This window comes from Bacteroidota bacterium (assembly GCA_008933805.1).
In the GTDB taxonomy this organism is placed as follows: Bacteria; Bacteroidota; Bacteroidia; order UBA8524; family UBA8524; genus SB11.
The window spans coordinates 187,901-201,548 of sequence record WBUH01000001.1 but is presented as its reverse complement, the minus strand read 5'-3'; the positions used below and the strand labels follow the sequence as shown (position 1 = coordinate 201,548).

Annotated in this window: 13 protein-coding genes; 9 read left to right on the top strand and 4 right to left on the bottom strand. The window is 41.1% G+C overall.

All coding sequences use genetic code 11. The features are described from left to right. Positions 1-14: 14 nt before the first annotated feature. The gene (gene chrA, locus F9K23_01025) at positions 15-1,268 is read right to left on the bottom strand and encodes a chromate efflux transporter (GenBank protein ID KAB2918750.1); all 1,254 of its coding nucleotides are present in this window, start codon (positions 1,266-1,268) and stop codon (positions 15-17) included. Between the two features lie 15 nt (positions 1,269-1,283). On the opposite strand from chrA, the gene F9K23_01020 reads away from it, so the two are divergent. Further along, entirely contained in the window at positions 1,284-1,829 is a 546-nt protein-coding gene (locus F9K23_01020) for a hypothetical protein (GenBank protein ID KAB2918749.1), read from the top strand. Positions 1,830-1,835: 6 nt separating this feature from the next. On the opposite strand, the gene F9K23_01015 is transcribed toward F9K23_01020, so the two are convergent. Continuing rightward, complete coding sequence (locus F9K23_01015) at positions 1,836-2,390, bottom strand: hypothetical protein (GenBank protein KAB2918748.1); 555 nt, start codon at positions 2,388-2,390, stop codon at positions 1,836-1,838. Positions 2,391-2,421: 31 nt separating this feature from the next. Continuing rightward, positions 2,422-4,098, bottom strand: coding sequence for a urocanate hydratase (gene hutU / locus F9K23_01010; protein KAB2918747.1), 1,677 nt, complete (start codon positions 4,096-4,098; stop codon positions 2,422-2,424). A 101-nt stretch (positions 4,099-4,199) separates the two neighbouring features. Between hutU and F9K23_01005 the strand changes: the two genes are divergently transcribed. From F9K23_01005 to F9K23_00995, 3 genes are read left to right on the top strand one after another with little or no spacing between them, the layout of a single operon-like run. Beyond that, positions 4,200-5,501: an NACHT domain-containing protein gene (locus F9K23_01005; protein KAB2918746.1), complete on the top strand. Its 1,302-nt coding sequence runs from the start codon at positions 4,200-4,202 to the stop codon at positions 5,499-5,501. A 36-nt stretch (positions 5,502-5,537) separates the two neighbouring features. Further along, a complete protein-coding gene (locus F9K23_01000; GenBank protein ID KAB2918745.1) occupies positions 5,538-5,996 on the top strand; it encodes a hypothetical protein in 459 nt (152 codons plus the stop codon). Positions 5,997-6,032: 36 nt separating this feature from the next. Further along, positions 6,033-6,464, top strand: a complete 432-nt coding sequence (locus tag F9K23_00995; GenBank protein ID KAB2918744.1) for a transcriptional repressor — start codon at positions 6,033-6,035, stop codon at positions 6,462-6,464. A 53-nt stretch (positions 6,465-6,517) separates the two neighbouring features. On the opposite strand, the gene F9K23_00990 is transcribed toward F9K23_00995, so the two are convergent. Continuing rightward, the gene (locus F9K23_00990) at positions 6,518-7,366 is read right to left on the bottom strand and encodes a DUF4625 domain-containing protein (GenBank protein KAB2918743.1); all 849 of its coding nucleotides are present in this window, start codon (positions 7,364-7,366) and stop codon (positions 6,518-6,520) included. Positions 7,367-7,470: 104 nt separating this feature from the next. Here F9K23_00990 and F9K23_00985 point away from each other — a divergent pair, with 104 nt between their 5' ends. From F9K23_00985 to F9K23_00965, 5 genes are all read left to right on the top strand, one after another. After that, the gene (locus tag F9K23_00985; protein KAB2918973.1) at positions 7,471-8,028 is read left to right on the top strand and encodes a sigma-70 family RNA polymerase sigma factor; all 558 of its coding nucleotides are present in this window, start codon (positions 7,471-7,473) and stop codon (positions 8,026-8,028) included. 34 nt (positions 8,029-8,062) lie between these two features. Next, positions 8,063-9,460, top strand: a complete 1,398-nt coding sequence (cwsA, locus tag F9K23_00980) for a cell wall synthesis protein CwsA (protein KAB2918742.1) — start codon at positions 8,063-8,065, stop codon at positions 9,458-9,460. Between the two features lie 172 nt (positions 9,461-9,632). Then, positions 9,633-11,294, top strand: coding sequence for a S8 family serine peptidase (locus F9K23_00975; protein KAB2918741.1), 1,662 nt, complete (start codon positions 9,633-9,635; stop codon positions 11,292-11,294). Between the two features lie 86 nt (positions 11,295-11,380). Further along, a complete protein-coding gene (locus F9K23_00970) occupies positions 11,381-12,550 on the top strand; it encodes an aminopeptidase (GenBank protein ID KAB2918740.1) in 1,170 nt (389 codons plus the stop codon). A 73-nt stretch (positions 12,551-12,623) separates the two neighbouring features. After that, positions 12,624-13,646, top strand: coding sequence for an NAD(P)/FAD-dependent oxidoreductase (locus F9K23_00965; protein KAB2918739.1), 1,023 nt, complete (start codon positions 12,624-12,626; stop codon positions 13,644-13,646). The last annotated feature ends 2 nt before the right edge of the window (positions 13,647-13,648 follow it).

The window sequence follows — 13,648 nt, the reverse complement described above, 5'->3', positions numbered from 1 at the left end:
CTTTAACCAACGTTTTAAAACACAAAACCGAGTACCAAAGTACCCAACACCACCAAGGGCGAAGGCACTTTTGTAAACAGCAATAATGATACCGTAGCCGCCATTACTGCCAAGTGATGCCAATCTTGATACGGCATATCTTTAAAAAGTAAATAGGCAGCCGCCAAAATCAGTCCTGCCGATGCCGCCGAAATTCCCTCAAATGCTTTGGTAACCAGCGGATGTTTTTTCACCTTATTCCAAATAGGGTACAAAAACATGATAAACAGCGCACCGGGTAAAAATATAGCCACAGTGCCTATAAGTCCGCCTACCAGTTGCCATTGCACACCCCAATCTTTCAAAATCATCCCGCCCGTATACGCTGAAAGACTAAACACTGGACCGGGTAATGCCTGCACAAACCCCACACCGGTTATAAACTCATCCGCAGTTAAATAATGCTTGAACACCACAAATTGTTCATACATCATCGGTATTAGTACATTTCCGCCACCAAATACCAAACTACCAAAACGGTAGCTGTTTTCAAAAATCAAAATCGGCTTGGCTTCCTCGTAGCCGTCTGTAAACTTTACAATGGCACCTGCTACCACAGCGACTATAAAGACTGCTAAAAAGTAGGTGAGGTTTCGCCAACGGATTTTTATTTTGGGTTTAACGTATTTTTCGGGCTGTTTGTTGTAACGCGAAGCTATCACCCCTCCCAAAACAATAATGAGCGGGAACGCATAAGGCCCCAACAACTGCGCCGACGCTAATACAGCCGCCCCGAAATACAGGTATATATTTAGGCGTTTACCTTTGATAAGATTAAATATTTTAATGGCTGCAACTACTATAAAGCCCACCGCCATAGGCTGCAGGTATTTAAGAAAATCGCGGGGCATTTGTGCGTTTTTATACTGCACATAAAACACCGAAAGCAAAGTCATTAAAATGGCAGCAGGCAATACCCATATCAACAGGGTAATAAACGCCCGCAACGGACCTCCCAAGCGGTAACCAATGGCCGTAATAGTTTGGGTTGACGTAGGGCCGGGTAGTATTTGGCAAAAAGAATAAATCTCTAAAAACTCTTTTTGGGTGATGTACTGTTTATCCTCTACCAGCCGTTTGATGAAAAATGCGATGTGCGAACCGGGACCACCAACACTAGTGAGCGCCAGAATAAGAATATCTTTGTAGTAGATAATTTTTTTTAAATGCTGTACTTTGGTGCCGGGTGGTTGCAACGGTGGTAGCCAACTATTGTGTGACAAAAGTATAAATTAATACTGCTTGTGAAGATTAAATTTTACCAAACGGCCATTATAGGCGTTGTATTGATGTTTTTTGTGCAGGTAGGCACAGGATGTAAGGGAACAATTACGGATTACGACCGTGAAAAAGTAAGGCTGGATAGCTTGAATGAAATATTAACGGCCACTGCTTTGGCCTTGAACGTGGATGAAAAGGAATTGCAACTGCGTGTAGCTACGGTGAATACCTGGTACGTGAGCCTGCAAGACACAGCCTTTGATGTTGCCCAAAAAATGCAGGTGGAGTTTAACGGGTTTAAGGTGGTGTACCAAAACTATATTGATTTGTTTTTCAGCTATTCATCGATGTTGAAATTGCACCGCGAGCAATATGCACACCTTGAAGAACGGGTAAAGAAGCAGGAACTAACCCGCGATGAATTTAAAACCGAGTTCTACCGATTAAAAGCAGAAGCCGAGGCTAATTTTAGAAACGCCAACCTGATTGCCAAACCTGTTTACGACCTTGAACTTAGCTGGCGGCGTTATAAAAAAGTAATGGAGGATATGGGTGATAAACGACGTTAGACAAATTTACTTCTTAATACCTATGGTCAAAAAGTATTTACAAGCAAACTGTTCAAATCCTATTATGCTAATTGTTACCCTCCCATTTTCCCATTCATAATACCCAACATCAAACTGGCCAAATCTTTCCGACTCATGTTTTGAGGGTTCCCCTAAAAGTTCAGTGATATGGCTTTTCAGGAAATTGAATCGCTCCATACCTTCAAAATCAAATCCAAGAAACTCTGAAATCTCGACAAACTGAGTTTTGTAACGTCCAAAATCGTCTATTTTGGCTTCGAGACGGCTTTTATAACCATCTAATATTGAACGCCCACCAAAAAACCACCTATTTTGGTTTCCGCTGTGATTTTTCCGTTCGGCATGACAATCAAGAAAAGCTAATGAAATATACCAAGGAACAAACACCCCTGTGTCCTCAAAGAAAATACCTTTTTGAAGGTTAGTCCAAATTTGTTCCCTTTTCAAGTCTACATCATCTGAATATGGATAGGCAGGAGTGTAGCTCAAGCTAGAAAAGTGTATCAGTTGTAAGAAGCGTAATTTTATATTGTTGGCCATATTCTTAACCAACAATATAAAATCGTGTTTTTTATTCTGCGGCTGCATTACCTAACAACCGCTCTTTAATATCCAAACGGTGTTTGCGGGCAGTATCTTTAGCAATATCATACCCTGCATCGGCATGACGGATAACACCCATTGCAGGGTCGTTGTGCAACACGCGGTGCAAGCGGCGTTCAGCGTCTTCGGTACCATCGGCTACAATTACCATCCCTGCGTGGATAGAATAACCCATACCCACACCGCCGCCGTGGTGAATGCTCACCCAACTGGCTCCGCCTGCGGTATTAATTAATGAGTTAAGTATCGGCCAATCGGCAATCGCATCGCTACCGTCCATCATGGCTTCGGTTTCGCGGTTAGGCGATGCTACCGAGCCGGTATCCAAATGGTCGCGACCAATTACAATCGGTGCTTTTACCTTACCCTCTTTTACCAAGTTATTAAAGGCAATACCTGCTTTTTCACGTTCCCCTTGACCTAACCAGCAAATACGGGCAGGCAATCCCTGAAACTCAATTTTTTCCTGCGCCATTTTTATCCAACGGTGCAAGCCTTCGTTTTCGGGGAATAGCTCAAGAATTACTTTATCGGTTATGTAAATATCATTAGGGTCGCCTGACAAAGCTGCCCAACGGAACGGCCCCCTGCCCTCACAAAACTGAGGACGGATAAACGCAGGCACAAAACCGGGAAAATCAAACGCGTTTTTCACCCCTTGTTCAAGCGCACGGGCGCGCAGGTTGTTACCGTAATCGAACGTTACGCTGCCCTTTTTCTGAAACTCAAGCATCAACTCCACGTGGCGAGCCATGCTCTCGTAACTAAGTTTAATGTATTTATCAGGGTCTTCACGGCGCAAACGGTCAGCCGCTTCTACATCAATCGTGTGCGGATAGTAACCAATCAACGGGTCGTGCGCACTGGTTTGGTCGGTAAGGCTTTCAGGAATTACACCCCTTTCAAGCATACGTTGCAACAAGTTTACCGCATTGGCAACCACACCAATAGACACGGCTTTACCTTCTTCTTTAGCGCGAAGAGCCATATCTATACCCTCGTCAATGTTGCGGGTCATTACATCCAAATAGCGGGTTTGCAAACGCTTGCGAATACGCCATTCTTCTACCTCAGCGGCTAAACAAACACCTTCGTTCATAGTGATGGCAAGCGGTTGTGCACCGCCCATACCACCAAGTCCGGCAGTAACGTTCAAAGTACCTTTTAAGGTACCTCCGTAATGTTGGCGGGCAAGTTCTCCAAAGGTTTCATACGTTCCTTGCACAATCCCTTGCGAGCCGATGTATATCCAGCTACCGGCCGTCATTTGGCCGTACATAATCAATCCTTTAGCATCCAACTCCCTAAAATGCTCCCAAGTAGCCCATTTGGGCACCAGCATACTGTTTGAAATAAGTACACGGGGAGCGTCTTTATGGGTAGGCAATATTCCAACAGGTTTACCGCTTTGTATCAGCAGAGTTTCATCTTCGTTCAGGTCTTTCAACGCCTTCACTATCAAATCAAGGCTTTCCCAGTTACGGGCAGCCTTACCCAATCCTCCGTACACAATCAGGTCTTCGGGACGTTCAGCCACATCGCTGTCAAGGTTGTTCATCAACATACGCAAGGCAGCTTCCTGCACCCAGCCTTTGCAGGTAAGTGTGTTTCCTGTAGGGGTTTTAATATCGTTAATGCTAATCATATTTCACTAAAACAATGGGCTGCAAAAATAGTTTAAATATTGAGAAGCACGAGTGAATGAAATAGTATCTCTTTTTGTAGTTTTGATGAAAGCTAACTTATATGACCGAATTAGAAATTGCAAACTTCGTGAATACCAAATCATCTTTTCTGATGACACTTTTAAAGGCTGGGAAAGATGAGCTAGCCAATTTCCTTGACGACGGCATTCATAATTACCTTGAAAATCAAAGAATTAAATATTCCCAAATGAAAACATTTTTATTCAGAAATGAGACTGTTGAGTTTGAAAAAATTTATTTCCCATTAAAATTGAGTAGTGACTGGTTTGGCAGCAAAAGTCATACTGATGGCTACAGGCTAATGAAAAAAGAGAATTATATCACAATTATTGGAGCTGCAGGTTCAGGTAAAAGTATGTTAATGGTCAATATCTTCCATTGCTGTATAAAAGAAAACTTTAAAATCCCATTACTAATAGAATTACGAAACCTCAAATACCATAAACTAAGTTTGAGCACTTATATCAAAGAGGTTATTTTAAATAACAAAATTAAATCAAATGATACTTTTTTAAATCGGTCCTTGGAAAATGGACAATTTGTTTTTCTGTTAGATGGCTATGATGAAATCTCATCGGAAGAGGTGGACAAAGTGGCTTATGAAATAGAATTCTTCGTTGACATGTTCCCAAAAAATCAGTTCGTTCTTACAACACGACCTGGTACAAATGCTGAAAGAATAAAGAGATTCAATAACTGGATCGTTGATTCACTTGACAATCAACAAATAGCTTTATTTATAACTCAACAGGTCAAATTAATGAACGGAACGGTTTCAAAGAATAAAATACTTGAGGACGTTTTCAAGGTAGAAAACAACCAGTTTTTACATTTTCTTAAAAATCCCCTTCTCCTATCAATGTTTATATTTGTCTACAGATATAATCCTGAATTGCCAAAAACAAAATCAAAATTTTATCAAAATGTTATCGACACACTATTTACTAAACATGATAGTATAACAAAAGGCGATAGCTATCTTCATGACTTAAAAAGTAAATTAAGCAGAGAGGAAATTGAAATAACATTATGTTGGTTTTCTTATGCAAGCTTTTTTGATGAATTTTTTTCTTTTGATGAACCCTATTTTAATGATTTAATCAAGAAAATCAAAACTCAACTTGGTTTTAAATTCAATGATGATGATTTTTTGTATGATTTAAAAGTGAATATGTCTATCTTAGTGCAAGATGGATTGGAACTTAAATTCCCTCATCGTTCACTACAGGAGTATTTTGCTGCGGCACTAATTAGTAAGCAATCAGATGAAATTAAACAACGAATATATTCAGAAAAAATAGCTAAAATAGATGGGGCAGAAATCAGCAATTTTCTTTCCTAGTGTTATGAGCTTGATGAAAAGAACATTATTGATAATTTGTTTATCCCTGTTTTAAGTGAAACTCAATTTGCAATTAAATCTTCCAAAGAGAAACCCGATGTTGTTAAAAATTTTTATGAATATTTAAACTTATCATCCACCCTTGAAGCTAATGGTTCGGAGTTTATCGAATTAACTTCTTCAATGAATGGACTTAGATTGCAAGAAGAAATATTAGAAGTATTTAATATGTCGATTCGGTATGGTGATTTTTATATTGCATATTCTCGCCCTAATGTTACAAATTATTTAATAAGCAAGTTTTCCAAGGCTGAAACTAATATGATTAGTTTTCATTATCATCTAGATTATGATGAATTAGAGTTTGTCTTGGAGGAATTAGAATTAAAAAGTGAAGTGTTAAAATTTTATTCTAACTTAACTAGTCTTATTGATAATCTAAAATTGGATTCGAAACGACTTGATAGCATTGCTCAAAACTTAATTGGGTTATAAACATAAGTAGGTTTCTATTTAATATCTTTGTAACCTGTGGCCGAAACACAAACAGAACATGTACTCCACACACTACGCAACCACAAGTTGCGGGTAACTGATACCCGTATTAAGGTATTGGCTGAGTTTATTGCTTATAAGCGCGCCCTTACCCAAACCGACCTTGAGGCTAACTTGGGTAAAGAGTTTGACAGGGTAACTATTTACCGCACGCTGCACTCGTTTCTTGAGAGCGGTATTTTGCACAAAATACCCGACGACAGCGGTGCCACCCAATACGCATTGTGCGATAACTGTGATGTTCACGCCCACCACGACGAGCACATCCATTTTAAATGCACTAATTGCCAAAAAATTGAATGTTTAGACCATTACACCGTACCGAAATTTGAAGTTCCGGTCGGTTATTCAATCAAAACAGCCGATTTGGTAGTGACAGGTGTTTGCGCTCAGTGCGCCTCGGCGTAAACAAAAAAAGCTGCCCCAATTTGGAACAGCTCTACAAAGTATAAACCTCAGCCTTATTTCATTCGCATCACATCAAACTCCACCTCGGTGCGGTTATTTTTTAAGTCATAAACTTCCACTACCAGCAAGTAATCACCATCAGGCCAAGCATCGTCAAAAGTAATTGTCTCGCTTATATTGGCCGATGTCCCGCTGATAGTACCGTCTTTATCTATATAATTAACTTTACTTGCCTTGTGTATCAGCTTCACTTCGTAGCTTTTTACTGATTCATTATCACCCGCTGTTCCGTTTAGTGTGATGGTTTTTGCAGCACCCTGCAAGTTTATCACCCCCCCGGCAGGGCTTGGCGAAGCGGTAATGTTTAACGTTGGCGCAATAGAGTCCAATGAATTTTTGATGGTAAACTCAGCCTCGGCAAAATCAGCCTCGTTTCCGGCCTTATCCAAGGCATTAACGATGAAATGATAAGGCCCCGCAGCCACATCAGCCGGTATATCTATCGTAAAGTGATAACTGCCATTACTTGATATTGCAACAATTTTGGTAAACGTAAATGCCGGCGACCCTGTTTTAAGGTGTGCATGTCTGTCAAAATCATCGTGTATTTCAATCTTGTATTGGCTCAGCTCTTTGTTGTCTTCAAACGCAACTGATACGTTCATCTTCTCCCCTGAAACAAACACGTCACCGCTTGTAGGCTCTGAAAGTTTAATCACAGGTTTTGTAGTATCTTTATCGTCATCACCCTTACTACAAGCGTTTAGTAATACCAGCCCTAAGGCCATAACAAGTATTGGTAGTCTTTTCATGATTTTGGTTTTATGAAACATCGTTGCAAATATAATCAAATGCAACATTGTTGCAAATAAATATTTCCTTTTGTAAATCATTGACAGCATTGTGCTAAAGATAGTTTTAGCACTTATCTTTAAATTTTTTATCGCTAATTACAACCCGCCTTTGCAAAATGGCGTTTGATACATTAAACACACTGCCCTTAGCTATGATAAGCGAAACCGAACTGATAAAAGGATGCGTGAATAACGACAGGTTGTACCAAAAACATTTGTACGACAGGTATGCACGCAAAATGCTATCGGTGTGTTTGTGTTATGCAAGAGACAGATATGAGGCTGAGAATATTTTGCAGGAAGGGTTTATAAAGATTTTTGAGAACCTTAAAAACTATAAACCTGTGGGCAGCTTTGAAGGATGGATACGCCGCATAATTGTAAACACAGCCACCGATTACTACCGCAAAATGAAGCGGATAAAATACATAGAAGTGGATGTTGATGAGGCCGAACACAAAGTATCGACCCTTGATATTGACAAATTTGCTACTGAAGATATTGTGGGTGCCATACAAAGGTTGCCTGAAGGCGGAAGAATGGTATTTACCCTATTTGCAATTGAAGGCTTTAGCCATGCAGAAATTGCAGAGCAATTGGGCATATCAGTAGGTACTTCAAAATCACAGTACGCAAGGGCACGCACCTTGCTGCAAACGATGTTGAAAAACAGCGAACGAAATTTTTTTTTAAAACATAATATAGTTTAAGGCACTGAATTGGCGACCATAAACAAACAGAACGATGAAAATTGTTAATTTAAACGAATACAGCGAAGGAGAAGGTTTGAAGAACAAACTGCGCCAGCGGATTGATAACTTCGAACCGGAACTATCGGATAGCCTTTGGGACCGTATTCACCACGAAATGGACCAAAAGGAAACACAACGCAAAAAGCGTTTCCTATGGTGGTTCTCGTCGGTGGCGGTAGTAGTGCTGGCCAGCGGCATTGTTACATTTACATTGGTAAATAACAACGAGCAGCCTCAAATGGCACAACAACCTGCAGTGATTAGCTCACCTGCCCCTGCACAAAGCGAAGCAGGCAATACACAAGTGCCCCAAGAAACCGCTGCACCTGCAACAACGGATGTTGCAACACCTGCGCCTATTACTTACGATGCTACTACATCGAACGGAACCGGCAACGGAAGAAACAATGGTAGGAATAACGGAAACTCAATTCCCCGCAATACAACACCCGCAGCAGAAAATTCTCCTGCCGTTGTACCTGCGACAACTGAAGACCGACCCACCACTGTTGAGGCAGCACCTGTTGAAACCCAACAAGAACCTTTAGCTCCTGAAAACACTCAAGCACCAATAGTTGATGACAATAACAGCACTATTGAAGAACCAACTACACCTGCTGCTGAAACAGAGGAGAATCTTGAAGAAAAGGACACTGAAAAGGGTAAAGGCAACACCACTGATAAAGATACCAAAGCAAAATATAACAAATGGTTTATTGGCGCTGTATATGGTTATGCACAAAACAACCGTACAGCAACCGATGTAAAACCAACATTTGGTTGGGCCTCAGCCGCTGAGCGCAACAAGTATGAGCATAGCGGTATCGCCACTACTTATGGCATACAAATGGGCTACATGGTATCGAAAAACGTATTTATCAAATCAGGGGTAAATATTTACAACACCACTGAAATAGTAAAATACGATATACACCGTCGCAAGAACCAGCAAGGTAACCAAAACGATCCCATATATGGAAATAAAGTTGATAGCGTTGCAGTAGGTACTACAACTGCGCATCAAAACAGCTACAATTACATACAAATTCCGCTTGAAGTTGGTTTTATGCAAGACATAAACAAATACTGGGGTTTCAACGTATCTGCGGGTGCAGCCTACAACATACTTAATAACTACAATTATTATTTATACGAACCCCAATTTGGCAATGCATTCATTCCATCAAGCAGTTCAAACACAAACTACTTCCAAAACTACGTGATGGTTTCGGCTAATGCAGGTTTGCATTACAATATCAGCAAAAACTGGCGCGCTTTAGCCGGATTTAACTACCGCAGGGCAGTTACTTCATCTGCGACAAAAGAAACTCATGTAGATGTTCGCCCATGGTCGATAGGTGGTAACGTAGCTCTTGCTTTTAGTTTTTAAAAAAGATACAAGTCAACAAATAATTTTTTTCATTGGTTAGGTGTAAATCCCCGCTGCAGTGATGCTTGCGGGGATTTTTTCTTTTCGCATTCTCCTACAAAAATTCGATGAATAAATTTTTTTATTCGGTAACCAATGTTTAACTTTGATATATCGTCTAGTTAACGAACAAATGAAAAAATCACTCACCGTCCTCACACTGCTAGTTGCGCTATGCACTTGGGCAAATGCTCAGGTTACGCAGCAACAAGTATATGTGAGCAATGAGTTGTTTGTTCGTTTAGCCAAAGGGGTGGTACAAGAGGCTACAGCATACATCCCCAACCCAAATCATCCGCATACGGGTAAATCAGTTTGGGAACTGATAAAATCATACGGGGGTGAAAAGATGATAAACCCTTTCCCCAGTTCGGTAGAAAGTACCAAAGAACTTTACAGGGTAACACTAAAAGAAGGTTCGGATATAGAAGGATTGATAAAAGCCCTTAATACCCACGATGAAGTGGAGCACGCCGAACGTATTCCTGTTGCATATCAACAATACGTCCCTGCCGATTACGACGAAAGCAAACAGTGGTATTTTAAAACCATAAAAATGTCGTGGACGGGTTTTCAGCGTTCAGGCTTCGAAATAGACATCGCTGTAATTGATGACGGGGTTAGGTACACCCATGAAGACTTGTGGACAAAAATAATGCTTTCTGACGAGGACAAGCGTTTTAATGCCGTAGCTTCATCAGGAAGAGACGATGATAATAACGGCTACATTGATGATATCTATGGGTGGGATGTTGCGGATAACGACAATAACCCCATGCCTCCTACCCGTCCGTCAGGACCTGATGGAGAAAGGTTGCCAAAATCATTTGGTAATCATGGAACCCACATTGCAGGTATTTTAGGTGCTGCCGACAACAATATTGGCATCACTTCGCTGGGCATCAACAACCGTATACTTTGCGTAAAAGCAGTAAGAGATGCTGATGCAATACAAAATCCTTTCAATCTGACTCATTATATCGAAGGCATTTATTATGCTATAGCCAAGGGGGTTGATATTATCAACTGCTCATGGGGCACAAATATTTGGAGTGAAGAACTTTCAAAAGCTATTAACGAAGCCCGCAAAAACAATATAATTGTTGTTGCTGCCGCCGGTAATTATGGCACTGATAATCCCAATTACACGGTAGATGATTTTTACCCTGCTGCGCTAAATGGTGTAATTGCAGTAGGTGCCACAGACCAAAACGATAAGAAATACAGAACATCAAGTTTCGGAAGTTATGTAGATGTGATGGCTCCCGGCCATAACATATACAGCACCGTTGCAAACAGCGATTACGCCTACGATAATATGACGGGTACTTCAATGGCTGCTCCGATTGTTTCCAGCTTAATCGGTTTGTTAATTTCTCAAAACCCAGACTGGAAACCTTTCATTGAACGCATATTGAAGGAAACCTGTGATAATATTTCCGCTCAAAACCCCAATTTTGAAGGCCGTTTGGGTGCAGGCAGGATCAATGTTGATAAGAGTATTAACTACACGGGTCACTTAACCTCTGTTTCAGTGGTGAGTCCCACAGGTGATTTTACAGTATATCCGAACCCAGCTAATACATCTATCACACTTCCCTTCGAGTCTTTGTCAAATAGCGGCGATGCCCTTCAGGTATCAATATTTAATGTTTCAGGGGTATTGGTAGCACAACAAACAATTGCACAAAGTAATCAGTACATCAACGTTACTGAGCTTCCCCAAGGCATTTACAACATTTCTGTAAGCAACGGAACAGCCTATTATCAAACCCGTTTGCTGGTAAACCGCTAATTCTATCGGTAATTTTTTCCTTCAGTCGTATTTAAACTTTTCAGCATTCTTTTGGATTTAACTTTATGCCCGCATAAATTTCGGACATGAAAAAATCAGTATTTTCTACATTAATGCTTGCCTTGGCCACGTTTGCAACAGCGCAAACCGTTACCAACAAAGAAGGCAGCAACTATAAGTTTACCGTAGTTAAAGACATTGAAGCTACTTGGGTAGGCAACCAAAACCGCTCAAGCACTTGCTGGAGCTACTCTTCGCTATCGTTTTTTGAAAGCGAATTGATGCGTATGGGCAAAGGCACAGTAAAACTGGCTCCTATGTATGTTGCACGTAAAGCTTACGCAGATAAAGTAGTTAAATATGTTCGTATGCACGGCTCTATTGCCCTTGCACCGGGCGGTGCGTTTCACGATGCGATGTATGTTTGGAAAAACTACGGCATTGTGCCCCTTAGTGCAGATAAAAGTGCTGCTGCCACAGGAGATTCTACACCTGTACACGGCGAATTAGATGCCATGATGAAAGCAATGGCCGATGTAGTTATACAGGCTAAAAACAACAAAAAGCCCAGTAATGTATGGCAAGAAGCCATTAACGGCGTACTGGACGCTTACTTTGGAGCAGAGCCAACTGAATTTACTTACAACGGCAAAAAATACACCCCTAAAACATTTGCTGAATCATTGGGTATAAACATGGATGATTACGTGGCGATTACTTCGTTCAACCACCACCCTTTTTATAGCCAGTTTGCTCTTGAAGTTCCCGATAACTGGATGTGGGGCAATTTTCACAACATACCTGTGGAAGACATGAAACAAGTATTGGACAACGCACTTACCAACGGATACGGGGTTGCTTGGGCTGCTGATGTTAGCGAAAAGGGATTTAGCTGGAAAAACGGTATCGCCATCGTTCCTGCTGATGCTGAATGGACACAGAAGCCGGCCGCAGAAATGGAAAAGGCATTTACTGAGCCTGTTGCACAACTTACCATTACTGACAGTCTGCGCCGTGTTGCTTTTGATAGCTACGAAACCGAAGACGACCACGGGATGCACCTTACTGGTATTTTGAAAGACCAAAACGGTAACGTGTATTATAAGGTAAAAAACTCTTGGGGCACTAAAACCAATGATTGTGGCGGATTTTTGTATGCCTCACAACAATATGTGTTGTATAAAACCACCAACATCTTGGTTCATAAAAATGCTATCCCCGATGCTATAGCAAAGAAGATGGGCATTAAGAAGTAGCCTTAACTTTGGTACTTTGCAAAAAATAGTCTTTAAATGCAACACTGTTGCATTTAAAGACTATTTTTGCATTATGAAACTGTTTGTACGCTCACGCCGCACCTTTTTTAAACGTGCATTATGGCTGTTAGCGGGCAGTTTCATTAGCACGAAAATATTCAACCAAACAAAGTACCCTATTCACATGAACCCTCACCCAACTTACGATGTAATTATTATAGGAGGCAGCTACGCCGGCCTTCCAGCGGCAATGGCACTTGGCCGTTCACTAAGAAGTGTTTTAATAATAGACAGCGGTAACCCCTGCAACCGCCAAACCCCGCATTCTCATAACTTCATTACCCACGACGGGGATACACCTGCCGAAATTGCAAATCTGGCTTTAGAACAAGTGCTTGCCTATTCAACCGTTAAACTAAAAAAAGGACTGGCGACCAATGCCACACAACTTGATTCGGGAGGATTTGCAGTTAGTATCGATAACACAGAAACTGTAATAGCAAAAAAACTAGTATTTGCAACAGGAATGTCCGATGAAATGCCTGCTATTAAAGGCTTTGCTGAATGTTGGGGAATATCTGTGCTACATTGCCCGTATTGTCACGGTTATGAAGTAAAAGGACTTGAAACCGGAATACTTGCCAATGGAGATATGGCTTATGAGTTTGCAAAGCTAATCAGCAATTGGACAGACAAATTAACGGTATTTACCAATGGCCCCTCAACACTAAAAGCCGAACACACCGCCAAATTGATTGCAAAGGAAATTGAGATAGTAACAAAAGAAATTGCAGAAATTAAGCACGAGAATGGGAAGGCAACCCAACTACTGTTTACCGATGGGAGTTCACAACCTATCAAGGCAATCTATGCACGCCCTGCAATGAAACAACATTGTAACCTGCCTGAGCAACTGGGGTGTGAACTTACTGAAATGGGACATATTAAAGTTGATTTTATGCAGAAAACCACAGTAAAAGGGATATATGCTGCCGGTGATTGCACAAGTCCGTTAAGAGCAGTTGCAGCAGCCGTTGCAAGCGGAAACTTTGCGGGGGCAGCACTCAACAAGGAAATGATAGAAGAAAGCTTTTAACC